At 44.7% G+C, this 17855-nt stretch carries 22 protein-coding genes and 1 pseudogene; 16 read left to right on the top strand and 7 right to left on the bottom strand.

Translation table 11 applies throughout. From position 1 onward, the window contains the following. Positions 1-2 precede the first annotated feature (2 nt). Both myaer_RS17295 and myaer_RS17300 read left to right on the top strand, forming a co-directional pair. Positions 3-293 carry a nucleotidyltransferase family protein gene (locus tag myaer_RS17295; protein WP_046662993.1) on the top strand — a complete coding sequence of 97 codons (291 nt, stop codon included), beginning with the start codon at positions 3-5 and terminating at the stop codon, positions 291-293. Continuing rightward, positions 283-636 (top strand): DUF86 domain-containing protein, encoded by a 354-nt coding sequence (locus tag myaer_RS17300; RefSeq protein WP_046662994.1) that lies wholly within the window; start codon positions 283-285, stop codon positions 634-636. The genes myaer_RS17295 and myaer_RS17300 overlap by 11 nt, the downstream gene beginning before the upstream one ends. Before the next feature lie 32 nt (positions 637-668). On the opposite strand, the pseudogene myaer_RS22110 reads toward myaer_RS17300, so the two are convergent. The 3 genes and pseudogenes from myaer_RS22110 to rplU form a co-directional block, all read right to left on the bottom strand. Further along, a pseudogene (locus tag myaer_RS22110) lies at positions 669-746 on the bottom strand (PEP-CTERM sorting domain-containing protein); the annotation flags it as partial. Between the two features lie 101 nt (positions 747-847). After that, positions 848-1117, bottom strand: coding sequence for a 50S ribosomal protein L27 (rpmA, locus tag myaer_RS17310; RefSeq protein WP_046662995.1), 270 nt, complete (start codon positions 1115-1117; stop codon positions 848-850). Between the two features lie 34 nt (positions 1118-1151). Beyond that, the gene (rplU, locus tag myaer_RS17315) at positions 1152-1541 is read right to left on the bottom strand and encodes a 50S ribosomal protein L21 (RefSeq protein WP_046662996.1); all 390 of its coding nucleotides are present in this window, start codon (positions 1539-1541) and stop codon (positions 1152-1154) included. Between the two features lie 195 nt (positions 1542-1736). On the opposite strand from rplU, the gene murQ reads away from it, so the two are divergent. The 9 genes from murQ to myaer_RS17360 all read left to right on the top strand — a co-directional run bounded on the left by murQ (position 1737) and on the right by myaer_RS17360 (position 8686). Further along, complete coding sequence (murQ, locus tag myaer_RS17320; RefSeq protein WP_008196984.1) at positions 1737-2657, top strand: N-acetylmuramic acid 6-phosphate etherase; 921 nt, start codon at positions 1737-1739, stop codon at positions 2655-2657. Positions 2658-2684: 27 nt separating this feature from the next. Continuing rightward, positions 2685-4175 carry a site-2 protease family protein gene (locus tag myaer_RS17325; RefSeq protein WP_046662997.1) on the top strand — a complete coding sequence of 497 codons (1491 nt, stop codon included), beginning with the start codon at positions 2685-2687 and terminating at the stop codon, positions 4173-4175. A gap of 179 nt (positions 4176-4354) precedes the next feature. Then, positions 4355-4753 carry a DUF4164 domain-containing protein gene (locus myaer_RS17330; protein WP_002800640.1) on the top strand — a complete coding sequence of 133 codons (399 nt, stop codon included), beginning with the start codon at positions 4355-4357 and terminating at the stop codon, positions 4751-4753. Between the two features lie 109 nt (positions 4754-4862). Beyond that, on the top strand, positions 4863-5441 hold the full coding sequence (locus tag myaer_RS17335) for an esterase/lipase family protein (protein WP_046662998.1): 579 nt from the start codon (positions 4863-4865) through the stop codon (positions 5439-5441). Between the two features lie 94 nt (positions 5442-5535). Beyond that, complete coding sequence (locus myaer_RS17340; protein ID WP_052734193.1) at positions 5536-5958, top strand: hypothetical protein; 423 nt, start codon at positions 5536-5538, stop codon at positions 5956-5958. 69 nt (positions 5959-6027) lie between these two features. Then, positions 6028-6486: a 50S ribosomal protein L9 gene (rplI, locus tag myaer_RS17345; protein WP_012264300.1), complete on the top strand. Its 459-nt coding sequence runs from the start codon at positions 6028-6030 to the stop codon at positions 6484-6486. 99 nt (positions 6487-6585) lie between these two features. Further along, entirely contained in the window at positions 6586-7170 is a 585-nt protein-coding gene (locus tag myaer_RS17350; RefSeq protein ID WP_046663000.1) for a chromophore lyase CpcT/CpeT, read from the top strand. Positions 7171-7192: 22 nt separating this feature from the next. Next, positions 7193-7993: an exodeoxyribonuclease III gene (gene xth / locus myaer_RS17355; protein WP_046663001.1), complete on the top strand. Its 801-nt coding sequence runs from the start codon at positions 7193-7195 to the stop codon at positions 7991-7993. Between the two features lie 138 nt (positions 7994-8131). After that, positions 8132-8686 carry a hypothetical protein gene (locus myaer_RS17360; protein WP_046663002.1) on the top strand — a complete coding sequence of 185 codons (555 nt, stop codon included), beginning with the start codon at positions 8132-8134 and terminating at the stop codon, positions 8684-8686. Here myaer_RS17360 and myaer_RS17365 read toward each other — a convergent pair whose 3' ends face one another. From myaer_RS17365 to myaer_RS17380, 4 genes are all read right to left on the bottom strand, one after another. Next, complete coding sequence (locus myaer_RS17365; protein WP_002782546.1) at positions 8687-9004, bottom strand: hypothetical protein; 318 nt, start codon at positions 9002-9004, stop codon at positions 8687-8689. Between the two features lie 119 nt (positions 9005-9123). Next, positions 9124-10017, bottom strand: a complete 894-nt coding sequence (crtR, locus tag myaer_RS17370) for a beta-carotene hydroxylase (RefSeq protein WP_002763623.1) — start codon at positions 10015-10017, stop codon at positions 9124-9126. Between the two features lie 163 nt (positions 10018-10180). Further along, on the bottom strand, positions 10181-10600 hold the full coding sequence (locus myaer_RS17375) for a helix-turn-helix domain-containing protein (protein WP_046663003.1): 420 nt from the start codon (positions 10598-10600) through the stop codon (positions 10181-10183). Next, positions 10584-10883: a type II toxin-antitoxin system HigB family toxin gene (locus myaer_RS17380; protein WP_046663004.1), complete on the bottom strand. Its 300-nt coding sequence runs from the start codon at positions 10881-10883 to the stop codon at positions 10584-10586. Before myaer_RS17380 ends, myaer_RS17375 begins: the two co-directional genes overlap by 17 nt. Positions 10884-11283: 400 nt before the next feature. Between myaer_RS17380 and myaer_RS17385 the strand changes: the two genes are divergently transcribed. The 5 genes from myaer_RS17385 to gltB all read left to right on the top strand — a co-directional run bounded on the left by myaer_RS17385 (position 11284) and on the right by gltB (position 17819). Then, on the top strand, positions 11284-11841 hold the full coding sequence (locus myaer_RS17385; RefSeq protein WP_046663005.1) for a PEP-CTERM sorting domain-containing protein: 558 nt from the start codon (positions 11284-11286) through the stop codon (positions 11839-11841). Positions 11842-12104: 263 nt separating this feature from the next. Continuing rightward, a complete protein-coding gene (locus tag myaer_RS17390) occupies positions 12105-12404 on the top strand; it encodes a nucleotidyltransferase family protein (protein ID WP_046663006.1) in 300 nt (99 codons plus the stop codon). Then, entirely contained in the window at positions 12397-12768 is a 372-nt protein-coding gene (locus myaer_RS17395) for a DUF86 domain-containing protein (RefSeq protein ID WP_002738003.1), read from the top strand. The genes myaer_RS17390 and myaer_RS17395 overlap by 8 nt, the downstream gene beginning before the upstream one ends. An 89-nt stretch (positions 12769-12857) precedes the next feature. Continuing rightward, positions 12858-13022: a hypothetical protein gene (locus myaer_RS21720; RefSeq protein ID WP_002738137.1), complete on the top strand. Its 165-nt coding sequence runs from the start codon at positions 12858-12860 to the stop codon at positions 13020-13022. Positions 13023-13244: 222 nt separating this feature from the next. After that, complete coding sequence (gltB, locus tag myaer_RS17400; RefSeq protein ID WP_046663007.1) at positions 13245-17819, top strand: glutamate synthase large subunit; 4575 nt, start codon at positions 13245-13247, stop codon at positions 17817-17819. Positions 17820-17855: the final 36 nt, after the last annotated feature.

Genomic DNA, 17855 nt, shown 5'->3' on the forward strand with positions numbered 1-17855 from the left:
AAATGAAACAGGACGAGGTGCTGGCAATTCTAGAGGCACACCGAGAACAGTTACAAAAACTAGGGGTGCAATCTTTGTCTTTATTTGGTTCAGTGGCCAGGGATGAAGCTGATGCCGATAGTGATGTAGATTTGTTAGTAGAATTCGATCGACAAGGTGGTTTTTTTCAACTTCTGCAAGTACAGTATTATTTAGAAGATATTCTGGGATGCTCTGTGGATTTAGGAACTCAGGATGCCTTAAGAGAACATTTACGAGAACCTGTGCTTGAGGATCTGATCAATGCCTTCTAGAGATTGGCGACTTCGCCTTCAAGACATTTTAGAATCTATCAGTGAAATTGAACAGCGGACAAAGGCAATGACGTTTGAGGAATTTGCCAAGAATCAAACAAATATCAAAGCGGTTCTCTATGATTTTATTATTATCGGAGAAGCAACTAGAAATGTACCGAAGGAAATTCAGTCTCGCTATCCTCTTATTCCTTGGCGTTTAATGGCGGGAATGATAAATGTGGCAACTCACGAATATTTTCAAGTTAATTTAAGTAGAATTTGGGCAACAATTCGAGAAGATTTGCCGACCTTAGTACCACAACTACAAGAAGTATTAGCAAGGGAAAAAAAACCAGAATAGTTGCGGGGCATTTTTCATATTTATTGGGCAATTTAGCCTACTTTTGTGGTTTCTTTTTCGCTGGATTGGGAGGGTTTTAGTTTGCCCTTGAGGATTGAAGCTGCACCAAGATTAGCGGGGGTGAGGAGTGCTTGAGTCCTACGCCCCCACAGAACAACTAATATGTAGTAATGTAGGGGCGCAATTGACACCATGATGTCAAGAGAGTCGATTAACTAGCGCTAACTTCAGCGGGATAAATGCTAACTTGACGGCGACTTTTATCCTTGTATTCAAATTTGACCACACCATCAATTAAAGCGAATAAAGTATCATCGCCACCACGACCGACATTTTTACCCGGGTGAACTTTAGTACCCCGTTGACGGATGAGAATATTTCCCGCTTTTACCACTTGACCACCGTAGCGCTTAACGCCTAGGCGTTGGGAACGAGAATCGCGTCCGTTGCGGGTACTACCCGTACCTTTCTTATGAGCCATAATTTCTCTCCAAATGCTTTTTTGATTCTAAAAGTTATTCTTCTTTATCGCTACTATCTTCCACAACTTCAGCGCCGGAGGTAGCAGCAGTGGCGACTAGGGTTTTACCGTTATAATTGATTGAATCAATCATAAAACGGGTAATTTCTTGACGATGACCGCGTTTTTTACGAGTTTTCTTTTTCGGGCGCATTTTATAGACAATAACTTTTTTGCCCCGACGATGTTGCATGACAGTGCCTTCCACGGTAGCCCCTTCGATAAAGGGCTGACCGATGCTAATATCATCCTCATCATGGATTAATAGCACTTTGTCGATGGTATGGGTACTTTGTTCATCGACGGGAAGAAGTTCGATATCGTAATAGCGACCGGGTTCCACCCGAATCTGTTTGCCACCGGTCTCAATAATCGCGTAACTCATAAATTTTCTGCGCTCGTTTTGCCGTACAGGTAGCCGAAAAAAATTCCAGCTTTTGTGCTAATGTCTTCACCTGATCCGAGCAGGAATTGACACAATTTACTATTATCTAATATTCGGGCGGCAATTGTCAAGCTTTTAGCCCACCGATTGGCTATATACTGAAAATAATCTTACGAAAAACTCAATTAAACCGTTATGGAACAGTGGGAAAGCAGAGGACACCTGTTAACCGAACAAATTAACCCAAACAGCCTCAATTTAGACCAATTAAACCCACTCGAATTGGTGGATCTCTTCAATCGCGAGGATGCCCAAACCCTAAAAGCGATCGCCATGGCCCGGCAAGAATTGGCCCTAGCGATCTCCCTGACCGGTCAAGCTCTGGCTAAAGGTGGTAGACTCTTTTACATTGGGGCGGGAACCAGTGGCCGGCTGGGGGTTTTGGACGCGGCCGAATGTCCTCCCACCTTCTGCACTCCCCCGGAATTGGTACAGGGAATTATTGCCGGTGGAGCGGCGGCGCTGGTGCGTAGTTCCGAAGATTTGGAGGATAAAGCGGAAGATGGGGCGGCCGTGATTGCCCAGCGAGAAATTCACGAATTAGACGTGGTAGTGGGGATTACCGCCGGGGGTACTACTCCCTACGTTCACGGGGCTTTACAGGCGGCAAAACAGCGAGGTGCGACGACGATTGCTATTAGTTGTGTCCCCGCCGAACAAGTGGAGATCGCGGTGGATGTGGATATCCGCTTATTGACCGGACCAGAACTTCTGGCCGGCTCCACCCGCCTGAAAGCGGGAACAGTGACGAAAATGGCTTTAAATATCCTTTCCACAGGGACAATGGTCATGTTAGGCAAGGTTTACGGCAACCAGATGGTCGATGTGGCTGTTACTAATCATAAACTCCATGACCGCGCCCTGCGGATTATCTGTAACCTTAGCGATATTAGTCGTGAGGAAGCGGCAATTTTACTGGAAAAAAGTGGCCGCCGGGTTAAACTGGCTTTGTTAATGCAGAAAACGGGACTTTCGGCGGCGGCAGGACAAGAATTGTTACAAAAGCATCGGGGTCAATTACGGGCCGCCCTGCAAGCTTATAATCAAATTGATTGATAAAAACCTATTGATTTTGACTTTCCTATGGTTAATATTTCTTCGGAAATTGCTGCGGTCGCTGTTATTTTCCTCGTCGCTGGTGCTATCTTGACTTGGAGTTTTTATCGAGCTAAACCCTACGGCCAACTGGGAATTTTACCTTGGTTACAATCCTTGGTACTAATTGCTCCTTGGTTAATTTTTTTCGGGCTATTTGCGGCGGGAATTTATCTCAATCTAGCGGTAATTCTCTTTTTACTGGTTGCTTCCACCATTATCTATATTTATTTGGGCAACCGTTTACGCTTACTGAAAACCAATCAGATAATTGAACCGAAAGTTAACCCAGCAGTTAGCCAGTCCGTTACTCCTCTAGAAATCCCAGCAGCGGTGACAGCAATTGTACCGGATGTGATGCCAATTACCGAAGAGGATTTAAAAGTTATTCAGAGCATTTTTGGGATAGATACTTTTTTTGCCACCGAGACTATCTCTTTTCAAGAAGGGGCTATTTTTAAAGGCAATTTACGAGGAGAACCGGATATGGTTCACTCTCGCTTAACCCAGAAATTAAGTAATCATTTTGGCGATAAATATCGTTTATTTCTGGTGGAAGGAACCGAGGAAAAACCTGTGGTAATTATCCTTCCCAAAACTAACGATCCTAGTCCTGCCACTCTTGCTCAAAAAAATCTCTCTTTAGTTTTGTTAGTAGCCACCATTGTCACCAGCTTAGAAGCGGCGGGAATTTTATTAGGTTTTGATTTGTTTAGTAATTGGCAGAGATATCGAGAAGCGATTCCCCTGAGTTTGGGTTTATGGTCGGTATTAATTGCCCACGAAATCGGTCATCTAATTATCGCTAAACGCCATAATGTTCGTCTCAGTTTACCCTATTTTCTTCCCACTTGGCAGATTGGTTCTTTTGGGGCGATTACTCGTTTTGAATCTTTATTACCTAACCGCAGTGTCCTATTTGATATAGCTTTCGCTGGTCCTGCTTTGGGAGGTTTAGTTTCTTTAATCTTATTAATTGTTGGACTAACTTTATCTAATTCTGCCAGCCTTTTTCAAATCCCTAGTACCTTTTTCCAAAGTTCGATTTTAGTGAGTTTTTTAGCGCGGATAGTTTTGGGTGAAGAGTTACAAAATGCCGTTATCTCCGTGCATCCTTTAACTGTTATCGGTTGGTTGGGATTGGTGATTACCGCCCTTAATTTACTGCCCGCCGGACAGTTAGATGGTGGCAGAATTATTCAGGCTATTTATGGTCGCAAAATTGCCCGCCGTACCACTGTCGCCACTTTGGTCATTTTGGGCATTATTTCCTTAGTTAATCCCAGTAATCCCATTCCTCTCTATTGGACAATTTTAGTCGCTTTTTTACAAAGAGAGTTGGAAAGACCTAGTTTAAATGAGTTAACCGAACCCGATGACAACCGCGCTGGTTGGGGTTTATTACTACTCTTTTTAATGTTGGCGACTCTGATTCCTTTAAGCCCTAGTTTAGCGGGACGGTTAGGCATAGGTGGCTAAATACTTCCCCGAAATTCTTGCCATTGATTACCGTCAAAAAAAGCTTGACAAAAACTCAAGTCTTGACTTATAATTTTCTTATAATGGGAATCCGTGTCCGCCTATAGACCCCTGATTTTTCCGTAAAATATAGCCTCCAGCATTTACCCCTGAAGATTTGACTTTTGGAGTTGCTCAAAATGTCTAACGAAACTGTCACTTATTCCCTAGAAGCTGTCCTGACAAGGATTGAGGGGAAAATCGACTCTCTGGAAAAACGCCTTGACGAGAAAATCGACTCTCTGGAAAAACGTATTGACGAGAAAATCGACTCTCTGGAAAAACGTATTGACGAGAAAATCGACTCTCTGGAAAACCGTATTGACGAGAGATTTGACAAGATAGAAGACCGGTTAACTAAAGTAGAAATAGGACAGGCCGAACTCAAGGGAGATATTAAAGCTTTAGACGAAAAAATCAATGGATTAACTGCAAGGGTTGCCTATCAGGAATTCACCAATCGAGGGATTCTGATAGCACTGGTGGTCGCTATTTTAGGAGGTGCCGCTAAACTTTTTGGTTTTTTCCCTAATCCTTAGAAGTTGCCGGTAGCCGTACCTAGTAGATAGGCTCTTCCCCAAAATTTTTCGCTCATTACCCCGATCATCCGTTAGAATAGATTCAGAATTCAAGGATAAAATCTCATCTATGAATCCCGTTGTTTTGGTGCATGGTTTTCTGGACACTACGGCTGTTTTTAAACCGATGAGCGAGTATTTAAATTATCATGGTTGGCAGGTGCATAGTTTTAACCTAATTCCCAATCATGGTTACGAAAAGTTAGAAGTTTTAGCCAGTCAGGTGGAGAATTATATCGAGAAAAACTTTGCTAAAGAGCAGAAAGTAGATCTGATTGGGTTTAGTATGGGAGGATTAATTACCCGCTACTACCTGCAAAGATTGGGAGGAGTGGCAAGAGTGCAACGTTACCTAAATATTTCTGCTCCGAATCGAGGCACTTTAACCGCGTATAGTTTACCCTTAGATGGGATTAGACAAATGCAGCCGGGGAGTCAATTTCTAGAGGATTTAAATCAAGATTGTCAACAAATTTTAAATAAAATTAAAACCACAATTATCTGGACTCCCTACGATTTAATGATATTTCCCGCCCATAGTTCCCGTTTATCGGTGGGCAAAGAAATTTCGATTCCCGTATTGCTTCATGCTTGGATGGTCAAAGATAGCAAAGTTTTAACAACAATTAAAGAGACCTTATTAGAATAGAAATACTGGTTGTCTCCAATACCGGAACAAGGTCAAAATATGACCAATAAAAACGTTAATTATCATCAAAAAAGCTTGACTTAACGTTATAATTGTGCTAGGCGATCAAATTCCCCTAGGTGTCACCATGTCCACTCAAGAACCCACCCTAACCGATGTTCTCAACGAATTGAAAAGCTTCCAAACAGCAGTAAATCAACGTTTTGAAGCGATAGACCAAAGTTTTGAGGCTATAGACCAACGTTTTGAAGCGATAGACCAACGTTTTGATGCTATGGGGCAACGTTTTGAGGAAATAGACCAACGTTTTGATGCTATGGGGCAACGCTTTCAGGAAATAGACCAAAGATTAGACAAACTCGACTATAAATTTGACACCTACGAAAAAGCCTCCGAGAAAGTGCTGAGATTGGCCACGACAATTATTATCGCAGCCGCCACCGTAGCGGTTTTACCCTCGGCCTTTCAGGCAATCGGTCCCCTATTAACCCAAATCATCGCCGCCGGCAATAACTAACTTGTGATCGAGACTTGACGATTGCATGGTATGATAAAGGTTTTGGAACTATTGTTTTAGGTCAAGATCATGGCGAAACGAATGCAGGTTATCCTCAATCAAAAAGTCAGCAAATTAGGTGAAAATGGCGATGTGGTGGAAGTGGCCCCCGGTTATGCGCGCAATTACCTTATCCCCCAAGGTGTGGCCGTTTTAGCCACCAAAGGCGCGATTAAACAAGCAGAATTTAGGAAAGAAAAAGAGCGTCAACGTCTCCTCGCTGAAAAACAAGAAGCGGAAACCAGAAAAACTGCGATCGAAAAACTCAGTCCCTACAGCATCCCTAAACAGGTGGGTGAAAATGAGGCAATTTTCGGTACTGTCACCAGTCAAGATGTGGCCACGGTCATTCTAGAAAATGCTAAATTAGAAATCGATCGCCGTGGTATTACCGTCCCCGATATCGGTCAATTGGGAGTCTATAAAGTACAAGTCAAACTCCATCCCGAAGTTAGTGCCGATATAGAAATTAAAGTAATTGCACAATAACAATTATCGGGACCTAGTTATCAGTAATCAGTGAAAACTTATCAGAGCAATTAACTAGCTGATGGCTGATAGCTAATAGCCATTCACATCTCAAAAACTATGACTCATCCCACGGATATAAAAACCCTAGCACGCTGGATGGCGGCGGATTTTAGTAATCAAGAACAAGCTTTTGCTAATCCGCCTTTTTTTGCCCATATTCGCGTGTGTATGCGTCCTTTACCCGATGAATTACTGGGGGGAACCAGTTTATTTTTAGAGCAGGCCTACGATTTTATGCTCAATACTCCCTATCGTTTGCGAGTATTTAAATTATCGGTAGTCGATGACCATATTGAACTAGAAAACTTTAAAGTTAAAGAGGAAGCTAACTTTTTTGGTGCTTCTAGAGAACCCCAGCGTCTCAAAAATCTCAGCTTAGAACTATTAGAACCGATGCTGGGTTGTGATATGAATGTCACTTGGACAGGTAACAGTTTTAAAGGGGTGGTGAAACCGGGTAAACAATGTTTAGTCTTTCGCAAAGATAGAATGACTTATTTGGATAATAGTTTTGAAATTAGTGAACAGGGATTAATTAGCGTTGATCGCGGTTTAGATCCCGAAACCGATCAATTAGTCTGGGGTTCGATCGCAGGTCCCTTTGAGTTTGTGCGTCGCAGTAGTTTTGCTGAGGAAGTGTGAGAAAAATTCTTGGTTTTTAGCTATGAAAATCGCCACATGGAATGTCAACTCGATTCGCAGCCGACAAGAGCAGGTAATTAACTGGTTACAACTCAATCCCGTTGAGGTTTTATGCTTGCAAGAAACCAAGGTAATCGATCGAGATTTTCCCAGAGAAGCTTTTGAATCTTTGGGTTATCATCTCTATATTTCTGGACAAAAATCCTATAATGGTGTGGCGATTTTTAGCCAGAAACCCATGGAGGATATCACTGTGGGATTTAGTCCAATTATCGGCGAAAATTTAACAGGAGAACTAGACGAACAGAAACGGCTAATTACTGGAGTAATCGGCGATATTCGGATTATTAATCTCTACGTTCCTAATGGTTCTTCCCTAGATAGTGACAAGTATATTTATAAGCTTAAATGGTTAGAAACTCTGAGGAAATATCTAGATAAAATTATTAATTCTCAACCTGAAGAATTATGTATCTGCGGAGATTTTAATATTGCCTTAGAAGATAAAGATATTTATGATACCAAAGGCAAAGAAAATCATATTATGTCTTCAGCTAAAGAAAGAGAAGCTTTAGAAAAGGTCTTAGAAATTGGCTTACAAGATGCCTTTAGAAAATTCACCTCGGACCCAGGACATTATAGTTGGTGGGATTATCGCAGCGGCGGTTTTGCTCGTAACCGAGGTTGGCGAATCGATCATCTTTATTTAACTCCTCAGCTATACGAAAAAGCTGTCAATTGTCTGATCGATCGAGAACCCAGAAAACAAGAAAAACCTAGCGATCATACCCCTGTTATTCTGGAAATATCAAGCCAAAAATAGCTAAAGGATCAACCTAGACTTTGCACAGCCAGAATTTTGCTCTGTTAGCTTCCCTAACCGGGGACTTTCAGCTTGAGGATTTATTAGGTAACGAGAAAATGCTATGATTCGGGTTGAATTTACCAAGTTTATTAAATTATGCGTTCTCCCCAATTAATTGTTCTATTGCTCGGTTTATCCCTTCTCCCCAGCATCTCCCCCGCTTTTGTCCATGCTAATCCCTCGATAGTGCCGGTGAAACAATCGAGTAATCGCGATGGGGGACAAACAATCAAGGAAGCGGAAATTAAAGCAATGATTCAAGACATTGAAACCGCTATTAAAGATAAAAATATCGCCCTAATCCTCAAACACTATGCCCCGTTTATTTCCTCGCAATTGACCATTAAAACCGATGCTAGTACCGAAATTTTTGAGTTAAATGGCATCACGGAACATAAAATATTTTTAGAGGAATCCTACAAAAATATTAGAAGTATAGAGGTTCTTTCTGAGAATTGGGACGTGGATATTCTTGCTAATAACGAGATGGCGATTATCACTCGCGAGCGGGTAGTCAATATTACCAACACCGAGGGTGATAACTATATAGTGGCATCGGAAGCAGTGGCTAAAGTCGCTCCCATCGACGGCAAATTGAGGATCTTTTCCATTCAAGAAACCGCCGAAGTGGGACGCAGACCAAAAAAATAATCAACCTCTCCGGTTGGGACTAGACCAACCCGACTCCCGCCGTCTTCTTCCCTCGATAAAACCGTCATCATAGTCTCTAGAATTGCGCGGATTATCATAGCGGGCAAAGTTAAACCCGTCCTCTAGTCCGCGCTGAAATTCTTGCTCTGGTGGCACAAATCGATAACGTTGTCTATTATCCTGTACCGCCCGGTTGATTAACAAGGCCCCCGCTCCAATACCAACGGCCTCACCAAAGGTTAAAGACCTAGCATAATCGATGTTAATTGTCAAGAAAGTTGTTGTTAAAATTAAGGCTTTTCCCCAATGCTGACCCATAAAATCCTCCTTCAAAAAATCAAGTTGGCGACAAAACCAGTACAGATACAGAGTTTCTCATAAAATCGACCACCGACTTGCCAAAATGAAAACTTTGTACCTCACGATTACGATAACTGCTATGAGCTAGATTTAGAAGAATGGGAGTGAAAGCGAATCCCCAAGAAGACATCGTAGAGGAAACTCCAGAAATTCTTACCTTGCAGTAAACCTAAAGACTGTTCACAATCTTTCGCGTCTAAAAGCGGTTTAGTGGCATAGTATGCCGGTTGGTATTTGTACCAAGGAATCGACGGCCAGAGATGATGCACGAGATGATAATTCTGTCCTAAAATCAGCAGATTTAAGAGGGGACTGGGGTAAACGCGGGCATTTTTCCAACGATTACGCTCTTGGAAAGGACGATGGGGGAGATAATCGAAAAATAAACCGAGGGCAATTCCCACCACTAAAGCAGGAACAAACCAAAAATTCATCACATAGCTGATAAAACCGTATTGACAGGCGACGATGACTATGGTAGCCACAAAAAGACGACTGAGGAACCATTCCAGCAGTTCGTATTTCCGCCAGAGTTGCCGCTTAAAAAAGAAAATCTCGTGATAAAAAAATCTGGCCGCAATCATCCACAAAGGGCCACCAGTGGAGACAAAATGATCCGGATCATTTTCGGGATCGTTAACGTGAGCGTGGTGCTGTAAATGGACTCTAGTGAAGACCGGAAAGGCAAAACCGAGCATTAAAGCACTGCCATGACCTAAAATAGCATTAAATAGCCGATTACTATGGGCAGAATTATGAGAGGCATCGTGGATAACTGTCCCCGATAAATGTAAAGCGAGGACATTAGCACTAAAACAAATCCAGTCAGGCCAGGACCATAGCCAATAGCCACAGGTAGATAGGGTTATTAGGCTCAAGGCACTGAAAAACATGGTAACGTTTGGGTTGAAGCCCCCCGGTGCTTTTAAATACTCTTTGGGGACTGTCAGCAACATCTCGGCCGACTGCATTATGGGTGTTGCTCCTTATTGTGTTCGCTTTACTGGCGTAAATTATCATACTACGGCTTTTTCATAAAGTTTTGTAACATTATCTTAATTAATCTAAAGTTATGAAGAAAGTAAGGATTTGTTATATGGTCTTCCCCCCTCAGTCCCCGAAGGAAAAGCGAGGCTACAAGAGAAAATCACGGGCACTTAACGCCAGTTTCGCACTTAAACGATTAAAAAATTCGGCCAGAGACTCGGCTTGAGAGGGAGCGATCGCCTGTTTCCCCCCTATCACCGATTCTACTCTATCCCGATCGCCGAAAATATCGACAAGACACTCCCTATCGATATCGAATTCATCAAGTAAAGATTCTAACGTAGCGGTAGGATTTGTTCGGGCGATCGGATAATGTTTCCGCTCGTATTCTTCCACTAATAACACCAGTAAATCAAATAATAGTCCTTCGTCATTGCTTAACTCCCGTGAGATCATCCCTTCAATTATGCTTAAAAATCGCTCGTATTCTTGGGAGTTATTAATCGGTTTCGGTTGATACTGCAATAGTAAATCACCATAGGTTAATGGATTAGAAGTAGGGATCATTTTTCCAGTTCTCCTTATTGTATTCAGCGTGACTTAGAATATATTTAACGAAAATGGTTTGACGAGAATAATTGATGTCAGCGATTAAACGGTATTTGTTTCCCTTGATATTAAAAACTGTAAAATTTCCCACCGCCTCCGCCTTCGGGTAGCGACCTTGAACCTCTACTAAATTTTTCCAGTTAGCCTTACTAGCGAAGTTATACCAATCGCTCAGAGCGTCTTCCGCGTCCGAGTGGCGTTGCCAAAACTCTCGTAATTTAACTTTACTGATCACGCCCATCGATCGCTAGTTTTATTGTTGTTTTTAACTTAGATAAGTAGCTGGTTATAATTAAATTAAAAATGGATTTTAGGTTCGATCCCCCCTGCCCCCCTTGATAAGGGGGGTGCCGATAGGCGGGGGGATCACCCTTAATAAGGGGGGCATCTGATAATTTTTAACGCCTACCTACTTAAACATCGATCGCTCTGATAATTATAGTGTATGTCAATTTGACCGATCGCTCCCCGCACCCCAGAAAAGCGCACCACTTCGCCGCTCTCTTGGCAGATCCCCCTCAATCCCCAATCGAGTAATCAATAGCTAGATAAAGCATAATAAATATAAATAGCAACAACCTTGACAAAATCGGGGGGGGGGTAAGATTTGGCTAGATTTTAAACAAATTCAAGTCAGAATTATGTCCCTGAAAAAATCCTTCAACAAACCCCTAACCGTCGCCCTCGCCACGGTAGCCACCGCCACCCTCGCACCGGTTGCCAGTGCCGCCACTTTTAACTTCTCCTTCGGCAACGTAACCGGTTCGGTCTCCGGAACCGTACAGGGGACGCTCACCCTACCAGACGGAGATGGAACAAATTTGGCCGCCACTTCGGTCATCGTGACTTCCGCTCCCGCCGCCCTAGGCTACACACTCCCCTTTAATGTTCTGGCGAATTTTACTGATTTAGCGAGTAATAGTTTTACGGTCAGTGGCGGGGTGATTACCGCGAGTTCATTTGGCGCTCAGAGTATTGGCGGAGCTTTGGCTCTAAATTTTCTCCCTGGCAGCTTGGGGAGTTTATTCACTGTCCAGGGATCAGCATCTCCATTCAGTGGTGTCGCCGATGTCAATAGTACAACCCTAACCTACTCTCCCGCCGCTCCTACCACCGTTCCCGAACCAGCGACGGTTCTCGGTTTACTCTCCGTTGCCGGGGTGGGTTTATTGTGCAAAGGCCGGAAACTGGAAGGGTAATTTTGACCGATTGATCCCCCCTGCCCTCCTAGGGTTGATTATAAGTAGGGTTGATTCATGAATCAACCCTACTTATCAAGGGGGGTGCCGATCCCCCCTTAGTCCCCCCTTGATAAGGGGGGTGTCTGACAACTTTTAACACCTACCTACTTAACTAAAAATTAAATTGATTGGGAACGGGTTGTGCGATTGTGGCAGCCCGTTTTAGTCTTTGATCAGGATCGAGAGATCGATCGCACGATTAACTAAAGGGAGTAAATTAGATGGTAGATAAAATCACCGCCAACGAGATATTGGAACATTTACGAACCCTGAAACCCGAACTGGAGGAACGATACGCGATCGATCGAATCGGCATTTTCGGCTCGGTAGCCAGAGAGGAAACCCGACCGACGAGCGATATAGATATAGTGGTATGTATGCCCCCCAATCTGCTTAAAAGAGTCAGACTAAAAGCCGAACTAGAGAACCTATTCGGTCGGGAAGTGGACGTGATCCGCTATCGGGATTCTCTGAATCCTTACCTCAAGGCACGGATCGATCGAGAGGCCATCTATGTGTGATCGATCGCTTCTATTCGAGTTATTACTAGAGCTTGAAGAGGCGATCCGCCGGATCGAGCGGCGATTTACCCGGATTCAAAAAGCCGATGATTTCATCGCCGATGATGATGGACTCGATCGATTGGATGGCATTAGTATGATGTTGATCGCGATTAGTGAAAATATTAGAAGACTCGATCGGCTAATGGCAGAGAGTTTAGCGAATCGCTATCCGGAAATTCCTTGGTCGGAGATTAAGGGAATCAGAAATATTCTCGCCCACGATTATTTTGACATCGATCCAGAGGAAATTTATCGGATTTGTAGGGAGGATCTGGCGATTTTGAAGCGGGTACTCGGGAAAATACGTCACGACCTCTTGTAATTATCGAAATTTCCCAATCAAACTGCTCCGCTCGGTCTTCACCCCGACATTTTTGATCAGGTTAAAAATCGCTTGGAGGGCTTACGGTGATGGACGAAAAAGAAACAGGACTAAATGAACGGGAACTAGAGGAAATTCTGGAAATGGCACGGGATGCGGCGGAAAAAGCCCGATCAATGTGCGAGGTAATTACAGAAAATTCAAAAAAATGGCGAGAAAGAGCAGAAAGAATCAATCGAACGGGATCGAGATAGCGATCGAGTATTTCTTCGATTATAGGAGCGATCGAACTTGTATCGGAAAAGCGATCTCGATCAGGGGGTAAAGCAGCGAGAGGAACCCTTGTCACATCGAAACATTTCCTTAAGATATAAGACCGAAGGTCCAGTCTGGATACAGAATTGATATACCTAGAATCGCTACTCTGGCTCACCCTCTAGGCCCTTCCCTTCCAGACTGCTAGGCTATTAGACAAGATGAATAACAATCAAACTCCACGGAAACAAGGACTATACGATCCCCAATTTGAACATGATGCTTGTGGTGTCGGTTTTATCGTTCATAAAACGGGTAAAAAGTCCCACGATATTGTTGAACAGGCCTTAACAATTTTACTAAACCTCGATCACCGTGGCGCGTGCGGTGCGGAAAAAAATACGGGAGATGGGGCGGGTATTTTATGCCAAATCCCTGACCTATTTTTCCGGAAAGTGACCAGTAATCTAGGTTTTACCTTGCCGGCAGCGGGACAATACGGGGTAGGAATGCTCTACACGGCCCCTGATGCCGAAATTCGCGGGAAAAGTCGCCAGGAATTCGAGAAAATCGCCGCCGAAGAGGGGTTAAAAGTTCTCGGTTGGCGTGATGTTCCCACGGATAACTCTAGTTTGGGCAATTCGGCCAAATCTACCGAACCCTTTATCGAACAGGTTTTCATCGAACGCGATGCCAATTTAAGCGATGATCTGGCCTTTGAACGCAAATTATACGTTATTCGCAAGCGTTCCCACCTCAATCGTCAATCCTTTAATCGTTACTGGTATCCTTGCAGTATTTCTAGTCGTACGATTGTCTATAAAGGGCAATTAATGCCGGTACAGGTGGGTGACTATTTCCCCGATTTACACGACCCCGACTTTCAAAGTGCTTTAGGATTAGTCCATTCCCGTTTTAGTACCAATACCTTCCCCAGTTGGGAACGCGCCCACCCTTACCGTTATATTGCCCACAATGGCGAAATTAATACCCTGCGAGGTAATATTAACTGGATGCACGCCCGTCAGTCGATGTTTGCCTCACCCTTATTCGGGGAAGACATCAAAAGAATCCAGCCGGTTATTAATATCGAGGGTAGTGACTCCTTAATTTTTGATAATGCCCTAGAATTAATGGTTTTATCGGGGCGTTCTCTCCCTCACGCTGTCATGATGATGATTCCTGAACCCTGGGCAGCCCACGAATCGATGAGTGATGAGAAAAAAGCCTTTTATGAATACCATTCCTGTTTGATGGAACCCTGGGATGGTCCGGCCTCGATCGCTTTTACCGATGGTACGATGATGGGAGCAGTGTTAGACCGCAATGGTTTACGTCCTTCCCGTTACTACGTCACCAAAGATGACCTAGTAATTATGGCATCGGAAGCGGGAGTTTTACCCATTGAACCAGAACGCGTCGCTTTTAAAGGTCGTCTGCAACCCGGCCGGATGTTCCTTGTGGATATGAAAGAAGGTCGTATCGTGGCCGATGAGGAGATAAAAGAAGCTATTGCCAAAGATCATCCCTATCGCCAGTGGTTAAACGAAAATTTAGTCAATTTAGACGATTTACCAGCCGTTGAAACTGCGCCACCAGAAACTGCTGTTTCCCTAATTCAACAGCAAACCGCTTTCGGTTACACTTTTGAAGAATTACGTCTTTTATTAGCCCCCATGGGCCGGGATGGAGTGGAAGCAGTGGGTTCCATGGGTTCCGATACACCCCTAGCCGTCTTGTCCGATCGCCCAAAACTGCTTTATGATTACTTTCAGCAGTTATTCGCCCAAGTCACTAACCCCCCGATTGACTCGATTCGCGAAGAAATTATCACCTCTCCCATCACCACTATCGGCGCGGAGAGAAATCTCTTGGATCCGCAGCCCGAAAGCTGTCACCTGATTAAACTTAACTCTCCCATCCTCACTAACGCCCAATTAGCGCGTTTACAGGGCAATAGCGAATTTAAAACCGTGACTATTCCCATTCTCTTCGATCCCACTTCGGGAGTCGAGGGGATGCGTAGCACAATTGAGGCAATTTGTCAAGAGGTGGACGAGGCAATTTTAGCGGGCGCAAGCATTATTATTTTAAGCGATCGAGGTATCGATAAAAATCACGCCCCGATTCCCTCACTGCTGGCGGTTGCCGGTTTACACCATCACCTCATCCGGCAGGGAACCCGCACCAGAGTCGGCCTTGTCCTGGAATCCGGCGAACCCCGGGAAGTGCATCACTACGCCCTTTTACTCGGTTATGGTTGCGGTGCGATTAATCCCTATCTAGCCTTTGCCACCCTCGGCAGTATGATCGAGGAAGGTTTATTGGTAGGAGTTGACCACCAGAGTGCCTGTAAAAACTACATAAAAGCCGCCACCAAGGGCGTAATTAAAGTGGCCTCTAAAATTGGCATTTCTACCCTGCAAAGCTACCGTGGGGCGCAAATATTCGAGGCTATTGGCTTAAATCGATCGGTAGTTGATCGCTATTTTACTTGGACAGCTTCCCGCATTGAAGGGGCCGATTTAGAAATTATTGCCCGGGAATCCCTACTCAGACACGGCCACGCTTTCCCCGACCGGGACGTGAATGTGCATACCCTCGATATTGGCGGTGAATATCAATGGCGTAAGGACGGGGAAGCCCATCTTTTTAGCCCAGAAACCATTCATACCCTGCAACAAGCGGTAAAATTGGGCAAATACGACCTCTTTAAGCAGTATTCCCAACTGGTCAACCAACAAAATCAAAAATTCTTCACCCTGCGGGGATTATTAACCTTTAAAAACCGGGAAAGTATCCCCATCGAAGAAGTGGAACCGATTGAAGCGATTATGAAACGCTTTAAAACCGGGGCCATGAGTTACGGGTCCATTTCCAAAGAGGCCCACGAATCCCTCGCTATTGCCATGAATCGTATCGGTGGCAAGTCTAACACCGGGGAAGGGGGCGAAGATTCCGAGCGCTACACTTGGACAAATGAACGGGGAGACTCGAAAAATAGTGCCATTAAACAGGTGGCTTCCGGCCGTTTTGGTGTCACCAGTCTTTACCTTTCCCAAGCGCGAGAATTGCAGATAAAGATGGCCCAGGGGGCAAAACCGGGCGAAGGCGGTCAATTACCGGGTAAAAAAGTCTATCCTTGGATTGCCAAAGTCCGTCACTCCACCCCCGGAGTTGGTTTAATTTCTCCCCCACCCCATCACGATATCTACTCGATTGAAGACCTCGCGGAGTTGATTCATGACCTAAAAAATGCCAATCGTGCGGCCAGAGTGAGCGTAAAACTGGTTTCTGAGGTGGGAGTTGGCACAATCGCCGCCGGAGTCGCTAAAGCTCACGCTGACGTGGTTTTAATCTCTGGTTTCGATGGTGGGACTGGTGCCTCACCCCAAACCTCGATTAAACACGCGGGTTTACCCTGGGAGTTGGGACTAGCAGAAACCCATCAAACATTGGTGTTAAATAATCTTCGCAGTCGCATTGCGGTGGAAACCGATGGCCAGATGAAAACCGGCCGCGATGTGGTGGTAGCAACCCTATTGGGGGCCGAAGAATTCGGTTTTTCGACCGCGCCACTGGTAACGTTAGGATGTATTATGATGCGGGTTTGTCATCTTAATACCTGTCCGGCGGGGGTAGCGACTCAGGATCCGTTATTACGGAAGAATTTCATCGGGGATCCTGAATATACGGTGAATTTCATGAAATTTATCGCCCAGGAAGTGCGGGAAATTATGGCCGAATTGGGATTCCGCACCTTAAATGAAATGGTGGGGCGAACTGATGTATTAGAGCCGAAACAGGCTGTAGAACATTGGAAAGCGAAAGGAATTGACCTAACTCCAATTCTCTATCAACCGGAGGTAGATGCAGAGGTAGGGCGTTATTGTCAGATTCCCCAGGACCACGGTTTAGATAAGTGCTTGGATATAACCGTTTTACTGGATTTATGCAAGGATGCCATTGAAAAAGGCGAAAAAGTCAAGGCGACACTACCGATTAAAAATATTAACCGCGTGGTGGGGACGATTTTAGGCAACGAAATCACTAAACGTCACTGGGAGGGTTTACCCGAAGATACCGTACATCTCCATTTTCAGGGCAGCGCGGGGCAAAGTTTCGGTGCTTTTGTTCCCAAAGGGGTGACACTGGAGTTAGAAGGGGATGCCAATGATTATGTGGGTAAGGGTTTAAGCGGTGGCAAAATCATCGTTTATCCGCCCAAAGGTTCCACTTTTGTGGCCGAGGAGAATATTATCATCGGTAATGTGGCTTTATACGGCGCGACCAGTGGTGAGGTGTATATTTCTGGGGTTGCTGGGGAACGTTTTGGGGTGCGTAACTCTGGGGTGACTACGGTGGTTGAGTCCGTTGGCGACCACGCTTGCGAGTATATGACGGGGGGTAAAGTCGTTGTTTTAGGGCCCACCGGTCGCAATTTCGCCGCCGGGATGAGTGGTGGTGTCGCCTACGTCCTCGATGAGTCGGGGGATTTCGCCACTCGTTGCAATACCCAAATGGTGGCTTTAGAGGCGCTAGAAGGGGAAGAAATCGACGATTTACGCGAGTTAATTCAACGCCATGCTGATTACACCCAAAGTCAAAAAGCGTCCCTAGTTTTAGCAAATTGGTCGGAAATGTTGCCCAAGTTTGTTAAGGTAATGCCCAAGGATTATAAGCGGATGTTGCAGTGTATTAAAGAGGCGTTAGATTCTGGTTTAACCGGCGATTCTGCCCTCGATGCGGCTTTTGAAGCCAACGCCCGCGATGTGGCAAGGATTGGCGGTAGTTAGAGGTTAAGGGGGGGCGTAAATGCCCCCTAGTATTTT

This window comes from Microcystis aeruginosa NIES-2549, assembly GCF_000981785.2.
Taxonomy (GTDB): Bacteria; Cyanobacteriota; Cyanobacteriia; order Cyanobacteriales; family Microcystaceae; genus Microcystis; species Microcystis aeruginosa_C.